Raw genomic sequence first — 16,241 nt, forward strand, 5'->3', positions numbered from 1 at the left:
ATATAGCTCTTGAAAATGACGAAGCTTGCGCTTCATTCAAAAATTGTAAAACTTATTTTTGCCTCATCGTTCAGTTTTCAAAGTTCGTCAGTTTAAATGGTGGGCCTAAGTGGACTCGAACCACCGACCTCACGCTTATCAGGCGTGCGCTCTAACCGGCTGAGCTATAGGCCCATAATAAAAATGGTGCACCCTGAGAGATTCGAACTCCCGGCCTTTAGATTCGTAGTCTAACGCTCTATCCAGCTGAGCTAAGGGTGCATATTGGTGCGGTCGAGAGGACTTGAACCTCCACGGTGTTAACCACCACTAGGCCCTCAACCTAGCGCGTCTACCGATTCCGCCACGACCGCAGCGTATTAAGGTGTTACGAGGGATAAAAAATGGTGAGTCATGCAGGGCTCGAACCTGCGACCCTCTGATTAAAAGTCAGATGCTCTACCAACTGAGCTAATGACTCAAATTATAAGCTGGGCCGGAAGGGATCGAACCTTCGCATGTCGGAATCAAAATCCGATGCCTTACCACTTGGCTACGGCCCAACGTAAATGGCGGTCTTGACGGGATTTGAACCCGCGATCTCCTGCGTGACAGGCAGGCATGTTAACCCCTACACCACAAGACCGTTATACGTGCTTAAATTTGAAATGGTGGAGGATGACGGGATCGAACCGCCGACCCCCTGCTTGTAAGGCAGGTGCTCTCCCAGCTGAGCTAATCCTCCGAATGATGGTGACCCGTACGGGATTCGAACCCGTGTTACCGCCGTGAAAGGGCGGTGTCTTAACCGCTTGACCAACGGGCCAGATGTATGTGTTTTCTAAAATTTAAGTGGCGGAGACGGAGGGATTCGAACCCTCGCACCGGTTTCCCAGCCTACTCCCTTAGCAGGGGAGCCCCTTATAGCCTCTTGGGTACGTCTCCAAAATAAAATGGCTCCGCAAGTAGGATTTGAACCTACGACCTACCGGTTAACAGCCGGTTGCTCTACCACTGAGCTATTGCGGAACGTTGCTTGAATTTATCGAAGTAACGATTTAAATTGTAACCGCAAACCAGAAACCTGTCAATCACTTTTTTAGAAAAGCTTTAATATTCCATGTCGTCTCTCGGCGACTTCTATAAGATAGCACGGGCAGAATAGACCGTCAACACTTTTTCATAAAAAAACCCGAGCAAAATGAAAAACATTTTGCTCGGTGCTAGTTCCTTCTTATTTAACCTTTCGGCTCCAACATCGTGAGACTGATCCGTCCACGATTGGCGTCCACTTGTTCAATCCATACGGTGACGATATCACCGACTGCAACGACATCAAGCGGATGCTTCACGTAGCGATTCGACAATTTCGAAATATGGACAAGTCCGTCTTGCTTCACCCCGATATCAACGAACGCCCCAAAATCGATAACGTTTCGCACCGTCCCTTGGAACTCCATCCCGACTTGAAGGTCTTCCAAGTTCATAACGTCCGTCCGAAGTAACGGCTTCTGAATATCTTCGCGCGGGTCACGCCCTGGCTTCGCGAGCGATTTCAAGATATCTTCGACCGTCGGCAATCCAGCATCCAGCTTCTCACTCAATGCTTTGGCATCGACCGTCTTCAATCGATCTCGCAGTTCAGCCGTGCCGACCGCTTGCTTTGAAACACCGAGTTCCTTCAATAGAGAGAGTGTCAGTTTATAACTCTCTGGGTGAATCTCCGTCTGGTCGAGCACATCGCTCCCGTTCGTGATCCGTAAGAAGCCGGCCGCTTGTTCATACGCCTTGGCCCCAAGCCGTGGTACTTTCTTGATTTCTTTCCGTGTATCGAAGCGCCCGTTTTCGTCGCGGTACGCCACGATGTTCTTGGCTGTCGTCTTATTCAACCCGGATACATATGTGAGCAGTGATTCCGAAGCCCGGTTCACATCGACACCGACCATGTTGACGACACTCTCAACCACGAACTCGAGCGACCCTTTCAACTTGTTCTGACTGACGTCGTGTTGATATTGTCCGACGCCGACAGACTGCGGGTCGACTTTGACGAGTTCCGCCATCGCATCTTGAATGCGTCGAGCGATTGAAACGGCTGAACGTTCCTCTACTTTCAATTCCGGGAATTCAGACCGGGCAATCTCTGAGGCAGAATAGACACTTGCCCCCGCCTCGTTGACGATGGCGTATGCAATTTCTCGTTCCGCTTTTTTCAGCCAAGTCGATACGAACTGCTCCGTCTCACGGGATGCGGTCCCATTCCCGATGACGATGACCGAGATCGGGTACCGCTTCACGAGCGACGTCAACACTTTCTCTGAGCCGGCGACATCGTGCTTCGGTGCCGTCGGATAGAAAACACCGACTTCTTCGACTTTCCCGATTTCATTGACGACGGCCCATTTACAACCGGTACGATAGGCCGGGTCGATTCCTAGAACAACGACCTCCCGAAGCGGCGGTTGCATGTAAAGCTGTTTCAAGTTTTTAGAGAATACGTCGATGGCCTGCTCTTCAGCCGTCTCGGTCAACTCACTCCGAACCTCACGTTCGATTGCCGGGAATACCGACTTCTTGAAAGCATCCTTCACGGCGAGGGTAACGAGTTCACGTTTCTCCGTCGGCAAGCGGTCGAATTTACCGAGCGCTTGTCGCATAAAGCCCGTCTCGTCAAAGACGATTTTCACTTGTAACACATCCGTGCGCTCTCCACGGTTCAAGGCGAGGATTCGATGCGGGACGATCCCCGCGATTTTTTCTTCATATTCGTAATACTGGGCGAATACCTCTTTCTCGTCTTCCGCCTGTTTTTTCTTCTGTGAACGAAGGAGTGCTTCTTTCCGGACTCGTGTACGGAGCGATTGTCGAAGCGTCGCCACTTCGCCCCACTCTTCTCCAATAATCGATTGCACGAACGGAAGCGCTTCTTCAAGAGAAAGGTCCCCCGTTAACGACTGCGCTTCGGTCACTGAGTACGGTGTTGGTTGGCGATACCAGTCAGCGAGCGGTTGGAGCCCTTTCTCCCGTCCTTGTTCGGCTTTCGTCCGTCGCTTCGGACGATACGGTAGGTAGATGTCATCGACTTGTTGCAGGCTCGTCGCCGCTTCAAGCGCACGGGTCAACTCTGGTGTCGCCTTCTCGAGTTCTTCAAGTTTGGCAAGGACGTCCGTCTTACGTTTTTGCAAGCTCTCTTCATATTGTAAGGCGTCGAGGATCGCTTTGATTTCCACTTCATCGAGATTCCCGGTCATTTCCTTGCGGTACCGGGCCATGAACGGAATCGTCGCTCCGTCCGCGGCAAGCTGTTGCACCGTCTCGACTTGACTCGTCTTCAACTTCAAATCTTTTGCGACTTTCGTAATCAATCGAATCACTTCCTTTTCTCTTCTCTCTTGAAGTGTAGCAAACTCACGCGGAGACGACAAAAAAACGATGACCGTTTAGTCATCGTTTGAGAATACTTCATTGAGCGGGACTTTGATGGCCTCGCGTAATTTCTCGAGCGCACGACGCTGCAAGCGCGACACGTGCATCTGCGAAATCCCAAGGAGCTCACCCGTCTCTTTTTGGCTCATGTTTTTGTAATAGGCGCATTCTAAAATCGCCTGTTCTCGTTCGTTCAAGACACTGAACGCTTTTTCAAGGATGAGACGCTGGTCGACCGATTCGTAGCCACGTTCTTGGCTCCCGACGAGGTCGAGGAGCGTGACTGTCGAACCTTCGTTGTCCGCTTCGATTGAGCTGTCGACGGAAAGGGCTTGATAGCTTTTCCCCATTTCAAGCGTCTCGAGAATCTCTTCATCTGAAACACCGAGGTAATCGGCGATCTCATCGATGCGTGGTGAACGTTGCAATTCGGTCGTCAATTCTTCAACCGTCTTCTTGATTTTCGGTCCGAGCTCTTTAATTCGGCGTGGAACGTGGACGCTCCACGTCTTGTCGCGGATAAAACGCTTGATTTCACCGATAATCGTCGGAACGGCGAATGATTCGAAACTGCGTCCAAACTCAGGGTCGAAACGGCGGAGAGCAGCGAGCAATCCGATCATCCCGACTTGAACGAGATCGTCATGAATGGCCCGGCCTCGCGAAAACTTTCGCGCGAGCGCCTCGACGAGATCCGAGTAGCGGTTGATGAGGAGCATTTGGACTTCTTCATTTTGATCGTCCTGTTGATACCGCTCAATCCACTCTAATACTTCATCATCACTGTGATGGCGTTGTTGAGATTTTGCTGGCACTCTGATCCACCTCGTCCCTATTAAGGAGTTTCGTCATCGTCACCTTGACACCATTGTCCTTGTTGATCGAGACGTCATCCATTAAGGCTTCAATGAGGAAAAGACCGAGTCCTCCTTCGTGAAGCGATTCGATTTCAGCCGTCTCTTCGACTGGCGCCGCTTGGCGTTTCACGTCGTCGGCAAATGTTTTGCCCGAGTCTTCAATCGTCATTTCGAGACGATCTTCATAGACGCCGCACGTGAGCTTCACTTCACCCTCTTGATCTTCATAGGCATGTTGAACAGCATTGCCACAGGCTTCCGAGACCGCGATTTTAATATCTTCGATCTCGTCGTACGTATATCCCATACGGTTAGCGATTCCTGAGACGACTAAACGGACCACACCGACATACTCCGGTTTGGCCGGGAACGTCATCACCGTCTGTTCGATGTTACTCATTGCGTGCCACCTCTTACGTTTGTATTGATTGAAAGCAATTTGTGAAGTCCTGTCAATTCAAAGAGACGGTTGACGCGGTCAGTGACGCCGACGAGCGACAACTCTTTCTCGTTACGTTTGGCAATTTTAAGGGCACCGACAAATACGCCGAGTCCAGTTGAATCCATATAGTCCACTTCATCCAAATGAACGGTAACATCTTGTTCCGTAATGGCCGGGTGCAAGACTTCCTTCAATTTTGGTGCGGTATATGTATCCACTTCTCCGGATACGTAAAGGTGTAATTGATCTCCAATGACTTGCTCGCGAATCGCTAAATCCATCGTATATTCCCTCCTAATGTGCGTACAGAAAAATTGAGTACGATTAATCAAAATTCCCGTTTTACAGAATTCTAAACTATTTTTTAAGATTTCTTTGAAAAAAAACCGATACCCATGTATCGGTTTCCTTATATGTAAGCTAGAGAGGGATTAATCCCAAACTAATCTCTAGCGCTCGGTCAACTTTGTGCATCGTCTCATCATCGAGATGAGTGACTTTATCTGTCAGACGACGCTTATCAATTGTTCGGATCTGTTCAAGCAAAATCACGGAATCTCGTTCGAGACCATGTTTGACTTGATATACCTCAACATGAGTCGGCAGTTTTGCTTTCTGGATCTGAGCCGTAATCGCAGCGACAATGACGGTCGGGCTAAAGCGATTGCCGATATCGTTTTGAATGACGAGAACCGGACGAACTCCACCTTGCTCTGAACCGACTACGGGCGACAGATTCGCATAAAACACGTCACCACGCTTTACGATCACTCCGCTCACACCCCGCTTACTTGACGTAAGAGAGCATGTTCGGCTTCCGTCTCAATCATCAGCATCTCTTCTGCCATATTCAAATTAAACGCGGCCATCTCTTGATAGCCTCTCGCCAATTCTTCGCGCAGTGTTTGTTGTCGATCAGCAATTTCTTTGGACAAGTACGTCACTACATCGTTCAATGACAATGATTCACGATCTTTCATCGAAATCGGACCCACATGTTGCGAGAACCGATCTGGAACGGACGCTAAAGCACCCGCAGTTCGCTGTTTCAACATCTTACACCTCCAGAATCGTTTCAATGACTGGCGGAAATCTTCCCGCGTTCTTTACCAATATAACACGCGAGTTTGGGAAAATATAGAGGATTCCCGAAAGAATTCAGATAATTTCACACGTTTTCCGCTTTACACATAACGTCTCGGGAGACGGCTCGTCAATTGGCAGACGACTTCATAGTTAATCGTCTCAAGATGTGTGGCCAGTTCATCAATCGCGACCGGTCCGCCGATGAGCGTGACGACGGTCCCAACCGGAACCTCTTCCGGAAGCCTCACCATGAAGCGGTCCATACAGACACGGCCGACAATCGGACAACGATGTCCGTTGACGTCGACTTCGAAGCCGCTCGCTTTGCGGATCCAGCCGTCGGCATATCCGACCGGCACGGTGCCAATCCACTCGTCTTCGCTCGTCGTATACGTCGCCCCGTAGCTGATCGTCTGTCCGGCCTCGAGCTGCTTCACTTGCATGAGCTTGCTCTTCAACGTGAACGCCGGGCGCAAAAATGAATAGAAGGAAGCCATCTCGGCCGACGGATACAATCCATAGAGCGCGATCCCGACGCGGACCAAGTTATACGGCACGTCTTGTCCCGCCATACGAATCGCTCCGGCCGAGTTCGACGTATGAATATACCGGAATCGCGAATGGAGGCCGTCCATCAATTGAGCGAATCGGTCCTGTTGGTCATAATACAACTGGCTGTCCGGCTCGTCCGCCGTCGCGAAATGCGTATAGATGCCTTCAATGACGACGCGGTCATCGGCCGCCTCGAGAAGCGCATCAAGTTCGGCGCGGGTCCGCAGACCAAGACGACCCATCCCAGTATCGACTTTCACATGGACAGTGAGCGGACGATCAGTCAAATACGCGCTCGCCTCGCGCAACCAGTCGGCCGAAAAGACGGACAACGTCACATCATGCTCGGCCGCGACACCCGCATATTCTGGGAATTGGGCTTCCATGACGAGAATCGGTGCTTCAACCCCAGCCTCTCGGAGCTCGATGGCTTCTTCAAGCAAGGCGACGCCGAGCATCGTCGCTCCGTTCTCGAGCGCGATGTTCGCGACTTCGATGGCTCCATGTCCGTAAGCGTTCGCTTTGACGACGGCCATGAGCGCTTGCGGGATCCGTTTTTTGATTTCGATTACGTTATGCTTGATTGCCGTCCGATCAATTTCAATCCAACTTGGACGAAACATCGTGATCCCCCTCTTCGATAATAACTTGGGCCACAGCGTACTGCTCACTATGGCTAATACTCATATGAATCCGGCCCGGGTGAGGCGCCGTCATGCAAGGGCGTCCCATCTCGTCCGGTAAAATTTCAATGTGTCGCCACGACAGGCCCCGGGCAATACCGGTCCCGACCGCTTTGGCATACGCTTCTTTCGCCGCAAACCGTCCGGCGATGAATTCGATGCGGCGCTGTTCCGGATAGGCATCCGCGAGCGCCCACTCGGCGTCGGTCAACAGACGCGCGACGAAACGGTCGTTCTTGATGGAGCGGGCAATCCGCTCGAGCTCGACGATATCGATTCCGATTCCCACAATCACAGGACACTCGCTCCTTCCCTTTTCCACTCGTTTCCTTATACAATTAAGGAAAGAGGTGATGCTATGTTTAGTCGTACTGAGAATGTTCAAACGTTCATACGGGCATATCCGCTCGTAACGCTGTTCATTGTAATCCAACTGCTCGTGTTTGTCATCGATTCTTTGGTGCCCGACCTCCGAATCGTCGCGCTCGGCGGCTCGTTCCATCTCGCGCTCGCCCAAGGGGAATGGTACCGTCTGTTGACGGCCAACTTCATCCATCTCGGACTCGGCCATCTGCTATTCAACTCGTTCGCTTTGATTATCTTCGGACCTGCCATGGAGCGCATGGTCGGTCACATCAAATTCGCCGTGTTTTATATCGTCGCCGGTGTGCTCGCCAACTTGTTGACGTTCTTCACCGTGAGCGAACTGTTTTATCTACAGGCCGGTGCGTCAGGTGCGATTTTAGCGATTCTCGGCTTCTACGTGTACATCGGCCGGTTCCGCCGGACGCTCATCTATAGCCAGGACGCGCGGCTCGTCTATATCTTCGTCGCCATCAGCGCCGTGTTCACGCTCATCGGTGCGAACGTGTCGCTCTGGGGACATGTGTACGGCTTCTTGGCCGGGTTCTTGCTCGCGATTCCGCTCTCGCGGTTCGCGGTCCCGTACTCGCGTCCGCTCCGGTACGGCAAGTACAAGCCCCGCAAGTATGCCCCACCGATCATTCATACGGGTGAGGGCAAATGGATTTTCTATGTGATTGTCGGACTGGCCGTGTTCGGTCTGTTCGCCCGCTTCTTATGACAGCAATAAAGAGAGGATTCGCCGCTGAGGCGAATCCTCTCTTTTTGGTTAGGCGAGCAAGGTGATCATGAGCGCCTTTTGGGCATGTAGGCGATTCTCGGCTTGATCGAACACGACCGACTGCGGACCGTCGATGACGTCGGCCGTCACTTCTTCGCCGCGGTGGGCCGGAAGGCAGTGCAGGAAAATCGCCTCTGACTTCGCTTGCTGCATGAGCGCGGCATCGACTTGGAACGTCGCGAACTGCGTCAACCGTTCCGCCGCCTCTTCCTCTTGTCCCATGCTCGCGAACACATCTGTGTAGATGACGTCCGCCCCCGAGGCCGCAGCGATCGGGTCTTGCCAAAGTGTGACGCTGCCTCCGGTCGTCGCCGCGAGTTCGTTCGCCCGTTCGAAAATGCCGGGCTCGACCGTATACGCTTCCGGCGAGGCGATACGGATATGCATCCCGCTGAGTGCGCCCCCGATCATGAGCGAATGGGCCATGTTGTTCCCATCGCCAATATACGTCAACGTTTTTCCTGATCTCGTGCCGAACATTTCCTCAACCGTCAACAAGTCGGCGAGCACTTGGCACGGGTGATGGGAATCGGTCAGGCCGTTGATGATTGGAATCGAGCCTGCCGAAGCGAGCGTCTCGACCGTCTCGTGGGCGTACGTCCGAATCATGAGCGCGTCGACATAGCGGCTCATCACTTGAATCGTATCCGTCAGCGGTTCTCCACGTCCGATTTGTAAGTCACTGCTGCTCAAGAACAGCGGATAACCGCCGAGTTCGACGACACCGACCTCGAACGACATCCGGGTCCGGGTCGACGCCTTCTCAAACAAGAGCGCCACTTTCTTGCCGGCGAGCGCGGATTGGAACGCTTCCGGCTGTCGTTTCACTTCGGCCGCAAGTGCAAGCAAGTCGTCGAGTGCGGACGGAGTCAGTTCCTCGAGTGTCAGTAGATGATTGATTGTTTTCGTCGTCATAATGGTAGTCCCTCTCCTGTCTGCATCGTTTGAAGTGAACGGACCGACATCGGTTCCGCTTGCATCGCTTGTTGATAGTACTCGGCGAGATGTATCTCCGAAATGACATGGACGCCGTTTCGGACCGCCGCCTCACGTGCCACTTGTTCTTCTGGCGCGTTCGAGAAGAGGACCGACACGTTTTGGAACTCAATCGTCTCATCGAGCGGCGCATCCCCATATGAGGCCCACCCTTCACCGTACACCGTGTGCTTCCGGTTCATGACGCGCGTCGTCGTCGCATCGTAACAGAACCGTTCCGACACGTAAGGGGTCATGCTGAATTGGAATGTCTCTCCGGTCGAACGCATGACCGGTCCAGTGAGCGGGTCGACGCCCGGCAATTTCAAACTCGAGAACACCGGTGTCTTGATGGCATAGCCGTTCCAGACCGGACGTGCGTCCGGGACGACGGTTGCCAACTCATGTCCAAACGCCGCGAGCGTCGCCCATTCGATGAGCGGTTCCCCGGTCACTTTACTGACGATCGGGACCGTTCGCGAGGCTCGTGGATTGATTTCGAGCACGTAAATGATGTCGTCTTTCAAGACAAATTGGATATTGAGTGCCCCTCGATATGTGAGTGCTTGTCCAATCGTTTGAACGATGGTTTCCATCTCGGCTTGTTGCGCGAGGGACGTATTGACCGGTGGTAGAATCATCGTCGAATCGCCCGAATGGACACCTGCTGCCTCAATCTGTTCGAGCAAGGCTGGGACGTAAACGGTCTTCCCGTCGGTGACACAGTCGACCTCAAGCTCACGCCCATCGATATACGCGTCGACGAGCAGTGGATAGTTCAAACTCGAGGCGATCCGCACCAAGTCCTCATTCGTCCGGATGATGTACATCCCTTTCCCACCGATGACGTAGGAAGGACGAACGACACATGGGTAGCCAAGACGATTGATTGCGGACGATAACGCGTCGGCTGACCCGACCTCTTCTCCAGGGATATGCGCCACACCGATCCCGTCGAGGAACTGATAGAACCGATCCCGATCCTCCATTTGATCGATGACATCAGCCGAGGCACCGAGCAGGCGATATCCTTTGTCTTCTAACGCATGCGCGAGCGCAATCCCGGTCTGACCGCCGAACTGAATCAACACGTCCTGACATCCTTCGGCTTCCAACACATGTACGACATCTTCAATCGTCAACGGTTCGACGTACAGTTTGTCGGCGACCGTGAAGTCGGTCGACACCGTCTCTGGATTGTTGTTGATCATAATCGTCTCGACCCCGAGCTTTTGAAGCGCCCAGACCGCATGCACCGAACTGTAATCGAACTCAATGCCCTGCCCGATCCGAATCGGACCAGACCCGATGATGGCGACTTTCGGTCGCTCACTCGGCACGACTTCAGACGTCCCGTGCCACGTCCCGTAAAAGTATGGCGTCCGACTCTCGAACTCGGCGGCACACGTATCAATCATCTGATAGACCGGATAGATGTCGTGTTCTAGCCGCATCGATGCGACCGCTCCGGCTGTGACGTTCAGCTGCTTCGCAATTTGGGCATCGGTGAAGCCGAACCGTTTCGCTTGTAGCAGGTTCGCTGGCGTGGACAAATCCAAGTTAGTCGTTGTGACAAGTCTGTCGAACATCGTCAAGAAGTGGGAGGCGATGCCCGTCAGCGCTTCAAGTTGTGACACCGTGGCGATGCCCCGGTCAAGTAGCGCGAGACACGCCAGAAGACGACGATCGGTCGGAGCCGAAATTTCAGCGTATAGCGCGTCTTCATCAGCGGTTGCCATCCAACTCGGATAGAGCGGACTCTGCTCGACACCGGCCCCGCGCCACGCTTTCTGCAATGCCTCTTCAAGCGTTTTGCCCATCGCCATGCTTTCCCCGGTCGCTTTCATCTGCGGTCCGAGCGTCCGGTCCGTCCCGCTGAACAAATCGAACGGGAACGTCGGCACTTTCGCCGTCACATAATCGAGGGCCGGTTCGAAGCTCGCCATCGTCCCGTTCGTCACCGGGTTGATGCAATCGTCGAGTCGTTCGCCGAGCGCGAGACGGGTCGCAATCTTCGCAATCGGATACCCGGTCGCCTTCGACGCGAGTGCCGAACTGCGCGAGACGCGCGGATTCACTTCAATCACGTAATAGGCGTCTTCCGTTGGATGGACGGCGAACTGAATGTTACATCCGCCGACGACACCGAGTGCCGACACGATTCGGAACGCGGCGCTCCGCAACGTCTGATGCATCGCATCCGACAACGTCTGGGCCGGGGCGAATACGACCGAATCTCCTGTATGGACACCGACCGGGTCAATGTTTTCCATATTGCAGACGATGATGCACGTCCCGTTCGCGTCACGCATGACCTCATACTCGAACTCTTTGTAACCGGCGATGCTCTGCTCGATCAAACACTGCGAGATGGGACTCGCTTCGAGACCACGTTTCGCAAGCGTGTATGCCGCATCGATCGTCTCGGCAATCCCGCCGCCAGTACCGCCGAGTGTGAACGCCGGACGGACGATGAGCGGGATGCCTGTCTCGGCGATAAAGCCGTCAAGGGCCTCAATAGATTCGATGGTCGTGCTAACCGGGAGCGGCTCCCCGAGTTCGTTCATCTTCTGCTTGAACCGTTCGCGGTCCTCCCCGTCACGAATCGTCTCGAGCGACGTCCCGAGGAGAGAGATGCCGTATCGTTCGAGCACGCCGGCCTCATCCAAAGCGAGCGCCAAATTGAGCGCGGTCTGCCCACCGACCGTGGCGAGCAAGTGGGTCGGTCGTTCCGCCTCGATAATCAACTCGGCCTTCTCTAACGTCATCGCCTCGATGTATGTGTGGTCAGCCAAACCGGGATCGGTCATAATCGTGGCCGGGTTCGAATTGAAGAGCACGACCTCACAACCAGCTTCTCGAAGCGCTTGGCACGCCTGTGTACCTGAATAGTCAAACTCGGCCGCTTGACCGATAATAATCGGGCCCGAACCGATGACGAGTACTTTTTTATGCATAGACGTTCACCCCTTGCTGAATCATTTCGTCAAAGCGATCAAAGATGGCTTGCGCTTCCTTCGGTCCCGGACTGGCCTCCGGATGGAACTGGGCCGATAGAATCGGAGCGGTCCGGTGCAACGTCCCTTCGACCGACAGATCGTTCACGTTCTCAAACAATAGTTCGAGCGGCGTCGCTTCTAAACTATCCCTTGTGACGACGTACCCATGGTTTTGCGACGTCATCCACACTTCACCCGTCTGGACGTTTCGGACCGGATGGTTGGATCCGCGGTGTCCGTACGTCTGTTTTTCAATCGCACACCCGAACGCGAGCGCGAGCAGTTGATGTCCCATACAAATGCCGAGTGTCGGATACGCCAGTGCCACTTCACGAACATTGTCGAGATAATCGACCAAATCCCGCGGGTCTCCCGGACCGTTCGACACGAGAATGCCGGTCGGTGCGAGCGCATGGACTTGGGCGGCTGTCGTATCGAACGGAACGACCGTCACCGTGTAGCCCCGCTCCACCATCGCTTGGACCATCGACGCCTTCACGCCGAAATCCAGGCAGACGATATGTCCGTTCACCCCATCACCGTGACGCACATGACTTGGCGTCGAAACGGTCTCGGTGATTTGATGTAAATCCCCGTCAAACGATGTCTCGATTTCAGAAGTCATCACACCCCATTGATCCCCGTGTTCACGGAGCGCATGGACGAGCGAACGTGTGTCGATATCAGAAAGTACGGGCACACCCGACTGTTCGAGCCAGTCTTTCAAGTCGGTCGCCGCCCCGTTCCCAGCTAGCGTCTGGACGAGCACGCCCGCCACTTGAATGTCTGCACTCTCCGAGGCTCCAGCATCGAGTCCATATTGCCCGATGAGCGGATACGTGAACGCGACTATTTGACCGGCGTACGACGGATCGGTCAACACTTCTTGATAACCAGTCATCCCAGTGAAAAATACGACCTCCCCTTTCGCCGAGCGTGCACTCGTCTCCCACGTCCCGTTGAACTGTTGACCGCTTTGTAACGTCACTGTCCCCGTCATGACACCATCTCCTTTGTAATCACGTGCTGAATGATGGCGAGCGCCTCATCCACTTCGGCTTCTGTAACCAGTAAAGACGGCAAGAAACGGATCACGTCCGAACCTGCCGCGACGACCAAAAGGCCAGCGTCTCGCAACTGTTCAATCCACGTCGCGATCGGTTGCGTCGCAACGAGCCCGAGCATCAAGCCGAGTCCACGCACCTCGGTGAACGTCTCTCCGTCGACAAATTGTTCCAAGCCCGCTCGTAATCGCGTGCCCATCGCATTGACATGGGCAAGTGCGTCCGCCTCGAACAAGATGTCGAGCGTCGCTTCCGCCGCGGCCATCGCGAGCGGATTGCCGCCGAACGTCGAACCGTGACTACCAGCCGTGAAGACGTGCTCCGCACCCGCCGCTGTCAAAATCGCTCCGACGGGAAAACCACTACCGAGCCCTTTCGCGAGCGTGACGACGTCCGGCTTAAGCGGTGTCTGTTCAAACGCGAAACGGGTACCTGTTCGGGCAATCCCGGTCTGCACCTCGTCGACGACGATTTTGACACCATGCTCGGTTGCTTTCGCTTGAAGCGCTTCGAGCCATGCCGTGTCAGCGACGACGACCCCGCCCTCGCCTTGGACGATTTCGAGCCAGACCGCAGCCGTCTCCTCGTCAATCATCTTGAGCGCGTCCATGTCGTTGAACGGGGCGTGCACAAAATCGGCCACCATCGGCCCGAACCCGGCTTTGACCTTGTCTTGTCCAGTCGCCCCGAGCATCGCGAACGAGCGACCGTGGAACGATTTCGTGAACGTCACGATTTTCGTCTTGTTCGTCCATTTCCGAATCAATTTGAACGCCCCTTCGTTCGCCTCGGTCCCGCTGTTACAGAAAAACGCATGCGTCAAATGCGTACCTGACACGAGCGTCTCAGCGACGCGAGCTTGTCCGCTGATGTTGTACAGGTTCGAGGTGTGCCACACTTTTTGCAGCTGCGCCTCGAGCGCTTGACTCACGTGCGGATGACGATGGCCCGTCCCACAGACGGCGATGCCCATGACGAAGTCGAGATACCGGTTACCGGCCGTATCGGTCACGTAAGAGCCGCTCGCCTGTTCGATTTCAATAAGTCGCTGTCCGTATGTCGGTAGTAGTGAATGCATGATGCACCTCCTGTAGTGTTGTCCCGGGATGATCCGGTTGCTTGCCGTCACGGATGACGGCGACTTCAATACCTCCTGTTAAAGCGCCTAGGAGCGCATCGGTCTTTGGAATCATGCCCCCATAAATTTGACCCGACGCGATGGCCGTTTCGATGTCTTCACGCGTGAGCGTTTGACGGAACGTCCCATCGATGCGAATACCCGGTACGTCAGTGATCATTTCAAAACGATCGGCCTGTAACGCCACGGCGACCGCAATTGCACAGTCATCTCCGTTACAATTCAACGTGCCTTCCGGTCCTTGTAAGAGTGACGTCACGACGGGCACGTAGCGATTCGCGAGCAACAGCTCGAACAAGCCCGTCTCGACCTGGTCGACTTCGCCGACCGCTCCGAGTTCCACCAATTGCTTTCCGGTCAACGTCTGTCCGTCCACACCCGAGAGACCGACGGCTTGAATGTCATGACGCCCGAGAGCAGCGACGATTTCGGTCTGCATCTCCCCCGCGAGCACACGCTCGGCCCCCGTCAACACGTCCGCGGTCGTGACGCGACGCCCGTCTCGGAATACCCGCTCGATCTGTTGCAACGCACAGTACGCCGACAACGCCGGTCCACCCCCATGGATGAGCACGAGTTCGTGCCCGGCATCAAGCCACGCCTTCCATTCCTTAAAATAGTCCGGATGGAGCGTGTCCCAGACGCTCCCGCCGAGTTTGACGATTTTCCGCTGTCTCATGTCCGGTAACTCGCATTGATTTTGACGTAATCGTAGGTCAAATCGCAGCCATACGCCTGACCTTGCCCTAACCCGTCCTGCAAGCGGATGTGAATCGAGACGACGTCTTGTCCCATCTCTTCTGTCGCGAGCGCCTCATCGAACCAGACCGGCGCACTTTCCATCAGGACGTGCTGTGACCCGATACGGATATCGACATGGTTCACGTCAATCGGTTGCTCCGAGGCACCGATGGCGGCGATGATGCGTCCCCAGTTCGCATCTTGTCCATAGACGGCCGTCTTCACGAGCGACGAACCGACGACTTGTTTCGCAATCATTCGAGCCGCCTCATCCGTCTTCGCCCCGACGACCTCGACCTCAATCAGTTTCGTCGCCCCTTCCCCGTCCCGGGCAATCGCCTTGGCGAGATCCGTGCACACGTCGGTCAACGCTTGGCGGAAGCGATCATAGGCGGGTGTGTCTTCGATGATTTCGTCCATCTCGGCCAATCCGCTCGCCAACGCGAGCACCATATCGTTCGTCGAACTGTCCCCGTCGACGGTGATGCTGTTAAACGAGGCGTCCACGCTTTGTTTCAGCGCGCGTTGCAAGACGTCGGGCGCAATGACGGCATCGGTCGTGATAAAGCCGAGCATCGTCGCCATGTTCGGATGAATCATCCCCGAACCTTTGGCCACACCTGCAATCGTCACGGTGGCATCACCTTCGGTATACTCAACGCCCGTACATTTCGTTCCCGTATCGGTCGTCAAAATCGCTTCTGCGAACGACTCCGCGCCCGTCTCTTCTTTGATCGGTTCAAGCAAGTCGATGCCGCTCAAGAGCGTCTCCATCGGTAACGGTTGACCGATGACACCTGTCGAGGCAATCGCCACTTCTTCCGGTTTGACCCCGATATGTTCGGCCGCTTTGTCGCGCATCGCATACGCGTCCTCGAGCCCTTGCGGACCGGTGCAGGCGTTGGCGTTCCCGCTGTTGATTAGGACGGCACGAATCTTCCCGCTCGTCGCAAGAAGCGATTCTTTTGTCACTTGAATCGGCGCCGCTTGGAACTGGTTCGTCGTATAGACCGCGGCGGCGCTGGCCAGCTGTTCGCAGACTAGCAACGCCAAATCTTTACGTTTTCGTTTCAACCCGGCGTGGACGCCGCACGCTTGAAACCCTTTCGGCGTGACGACATGGACGACAGGGCTAATCGTTGTTTCAATCATCCG

At 54.5% G+C, this 16,241-nt stretch carries 15 protein-coding genes and 10 tRNA genes; 1 reads left to right on the forward strand and 24 read right to left on the reverse strand.

Annotated features, from left to right (window positions below):
• Positions 1 to 97: 97 nt before the first annotated feature.
• The 18 genes from KNP83_RS10455 to acpS form a co-directional block, all read right to left on the reverse strand.
• Positions 98 to 174, reverse strand: a tRNA-Ile gene (locus KNP83_RS10455).
• A 10-nt stretch (positions 175 to 184) separates the two neighbouring features.
• Positions 185 to 261: transfer RNA gene (locus KNP83_RS10460), tRNA-Arg, on the reverse strand.
• Between the two features lie 4 nt (positions 262 to 265).
• Positions 266 to 353, reverse strand: a tRNA-Leu gene (locus KNP83_RS10465).
• A 31-nt stretch (positions 354 to 384) separates the two neighbouring features.
• Positions 385 to 460 (reverse strand) — tRNA-Lys (locus KNP83_RS10470).
• Between the two features lie 10 nt (positions 461 to 470).
• Positions 471 to 542 (reverse strand) — tRNA-Gln (locus tag KNP83_RS10475).
• A gap of 7 nt (positions 543 to 549) precedes the next feature.
• A tRNA-Asp gene (locus KNP83_RS10480) sits at positions 550 to 625 on the reverse strand.
• 23 nt (positions 626 to 648) lie between these two features.
• Positions 649 to 724, reverse strand: a tRNA-Val gene (locus tag KNP83_RS10485).
• A 6-nt stretch (positions 725 to 730) separates the two neighbouring features.
• A tRNA-Glu gene (locus KNP83_RS10490) sits at positions 731 to 805 on the reverse strand.
• Positions 806 to 832: 27 nt separating this feature from the next.
• Positions 833 to 924: transfer RNA gene (locus KNP83_RS10495), tRNA-Ser, on the reverse strand.
• Between the two features lie 9 nt (positions 925 to 933).
• Positions 934 to 1,008: transfer RNA gene (locus tag KNP83_RS10500), tRNA-Asn, on the reverse strand.
• A 209-nt stretch (positions 1,009 to 1,217) separates the two neighbouring features.
• On the reverse strand, positions 1,218 to 3,344 hold the full coding sequence (locus KNP83_RS10505) for a Tex family protein (protein WP_214762687.1): 2,127 nt from the start codon (positions 3,342 to 3,344) through the stop codon (positions 1,218 to 1,220).
• A 75-nt stretch (positions 3,345 to 3,419) separates the two neighbouring features.
• Positions 3,420 to 4,220, reverse strand: coding sequence for an RNA polymerase sigma factor SigB (sigB, locus tag KNP83_RS10510; protein WP_016510526.1), 801 nt, complete (start codon positions 4,218 to 4,220; stop codon positions 3,420 to 3,422).
• Positions 4,186 to 4,662, reverse strand: a complete 477-nt coding sequence (gene rsbW, locus KNP83_RS10515; RefSeq protein ID WP_029596221.1) for an anti-sigma B factor RsbW — start codon at positions 4,660 to 4,662, stop codon at positions 4,186 to 4,188. The genes sigB and rsbW overlap by 35 nt, the downstream gene beginning before the upstream one ends.
• Positions 4,659 to 4,985, reverse strand: coding sequence for an STAS domain-containing protein (locus tag KNP83_RS10520; RefSeq protein WP_131471548.1), 327 nt, complete (start codon positions 4,983 to 4,985; stop codon positions 4,659 to 4,661). The genes rsbW and KNP83_RS10520 overlap by 4 nt, the downstream gene beginning before the upstream one ends.
• A gap of 139 nt (positions 4,986 to 5,124) precedes the next feature.
• Positions 5,125 to 5,475: a type II toxin-antitoxin system PemK/MazF family toxin gene (locus KNP83_RS10525; RefSeq protein ID WP_029596222.1), complete on the reverse strand. Its 351-nt coding sequence runs from the start codon at positions 5,473 to 5,475 to the stop codon at positions 5,125 to 5,127.
• 5 nt (positions 5,476 to 5,480) lie between these two features.
• Complete coding sequence (locus tag KNP83_RS10530; protein WP_021068181.1) at positions 5,481 to 5,759, reverse strand: hypothetical protein; 279 nt, start codon at positions 5,757 to 5,759, stop codon at positions 5,481 to 5,483.
• A 129-nt stretch (positions 5,760 to 5,888) separates the two neighbouring features.
• Positions 5,889 to 6,965, reverse strand: coding sequence for an alanine racemase (gene alr, locus KNP83_RS10535; protein WP_214762423.1), 1,077 nt, complete (start codon positions 6,963 to 6,965; stop codon positions 5,889 to 5,891).
• Complete coding sequence (gene acpS / locus KNP83_RS10540; RefSeq protein ID WP_214762424.1) at positions 6,943 to 7,320, reverse strand: holo-ACP synthase; 378 nt, start codon at positions 7,318 to 7,320, stop codon at positions 6,943 to 6,945. The genes alr and acpS overlap by 23 nt, the downstream gene beginning before the upstream one ends.
• A gap of 63 nt (positions 7,321 to 7,383) precedes the next feature.
• On the opposite strand from acpS, the gene KNP83_RS10545 reads away from it, so the two are divergent.
• Entirely contained in the window at positions 7,384 to 8,109 is a 726-nt protein-coding gene (locus KNP83_RS10545) for a rhomboid family intramembrane serine protease (RefSeq protein ID WP_214762425.1), read from the forward strand.
• A 48-nt stretch (positions 8,110 to 8,157) separates the two neighbouring features.
• Here KNP83_RS10545 and argF read toward each other — a convergent pair whose 3' ends face one another.
• The 6 genes from argF to argJ are packed head-to-tail and all read right to left on the reverse strand — an operon-like array spanning position 8,158 to position 16,238.
• Positions 8,158 to 9,084: an ornithine carbamoyltransferase gene (gene argF, locus KNP83_RS10550; RefSeq protein WP_214762426.1), complete on the reverse strand. Its 927-nt coding sequence runs from the start codon at positions 9,082 to 9,084 to the stop codon at positions 8,158 to 8,160.
• The gene (carB, locus tag KNP83_RS10555) at positions 9,081 to 12,101 is read right to left on the reverse strand and encodes a carbamoyl-phosphate synthase (glutamine-hydrolyzing) large subunit (RefSeq protein ID WP_214762427.1); all 3,021 of its coding nucleotides are present in this window, start codon (positions 12,099 to 12,101) and stop codon (positions 9,081 to 9,083) included. Before carB ends, argF begins: the two co-directional genes overlap by 4 nt.
• On the reverse strand, positions 12,094 to 13,143 hold the full coding sequence (locus tag KNP83_RS10560) for a carbamoyl phosphate synthase small subunit (protein WP_214762428.1): 1,050 nt from the start codon (positions 13,141 to 13,143) through the stop codon (positions 12,094 to 12,096). The genes carB and KNP83_RS10560 overlap by 8 nt, the downstream gene beginning before the upstream one ends.
• The gene (locus tag KNP83_RS10565; protein ID WP_214762429.1) at positions 13,140 to 14,285 is read right to left on the reverse strand and encodes an aspartate aminotransferase family protein; all 1,146 of its coding nucleotides are present in this window, start codon (positions 14,283 to 14,285) and stop codon (positions 13,140 to 13,142) included. The genes KNP83_RS10560 and KNP83_RS10565 overlap by 4 nt, the downstream gene beginning before the upstream one ends.
• The gene (gene argB, locus KNP83_RS10570) at positions 14,245 to 15,024 is read right to left on the reverse strand and encodes an acetylglutamate kinase (RefSeq protein WP_214762430.1); all 780 of its coding nucleotides are present in this window, start codon (positions 15,022 to 15,024) and stop codon (positions 14,245 to 14,247) included. Before argB ends, KNP83_RS10565 begins: the two co-directional genes overlap by 41 nt.
• Positions 15,021 to 16,238 (reverse strand): bifunctional glutamate N-acetyltransferase/amino-acid acetyltransferase ArgJ, encoded by a 1,218-nt coding sequence (gene argJ / locus KNP83_RS10575; protein ID WP_214762431.1) that lies wholly within the window; start codon positions 16,236 to 16,238, stop codon positions 15,021 to 15,023. The genes argB and argJ overlap by 4 nt, the downstream gene beginning before the upstream one ends.
• Between the last annotated feature and the right edge of the window lie 3 nt (positions 16,239 to 16,241).

The organism is Exiguobacterium sp. s146 (assembly GCF_018618415.1).
GTDB lineage: Bacteria > Bacillota > Bacilli > Exiguobacteriales > Exiguobacteriaceae > Exiguobacterium.

Coding starts and splice junctions, on each gene's coding strand:
- KNP83_RS10560 (WP_214762428.1), bottom strand. CDS start 13,143: ATGACGGGGACAGTGACGTTACAAAGCGGTCAACAGTTCAACGGGACG.
- argJ (WP_214762431.1), bottom strand. CDS start 16,238: ATGATTGAAACAACGATTAGCCCTGTCGTCCATGTCGTCACGCCGAAA.
- KNP83_RS10530 (WP_021068181.1), bottom strand. CDS start 5,759: ATGTTGAAACAGCGAACTGCGGGTGCTTTAGCGTCCGTTCCAGATCGG.
- alr (WP_214762423.1), bottom strand. CDS start 6,965: ATGTTTCGTCCAAGTTGGATTGAAATTGATCGGACGGCAATCAAGCAT.
- carB (WP_214762427.1), bottom strand. CDS start 12,101: ATGCATAAAAAAGTACTCGTCATCGGTTCGGGCCCGATTATTATCGGT.
- KNP83_RS10545 (WP_214762425.1), top strand. CDS start 7,384: ATGTTTAGTCGTACTGAGAATGTTCAAACGTTCATACGGGCATATCCG.
- argF (WP_214762426.1), bottom strand. CDS start 9,084: ATGACGACGAAAACAATCAATCATCTACTGACACTCGAGGAACTGACT.
- KNP83_RS10520 (WP_131471548.1), bottom strand. CDS start 4,985: ATGGATTTAGCGATTCGCGAGCAAGTCATTGGAGATCAATTACACCTT.
- KNP83_RS10565 (WP_214762429.1), bottom strand. CDS start 14,285: ATGCATTCACTACTACCGACATACGGACAGCGACTTATTGAAATCGAA.
- argB (WP_214762430.1), bottom strand. CDS start 15,024: ATGAGACAGCGGAAAATCGTCAAACTCGGCGGGAGCGTCTGGGACACG.
- rsbW (WP_029596221.1), bottom strand. CDS start 4,662: ATGAGTAACATCGAACAGACGGTGATGACGTTCCCGGCCAAACCGGAG.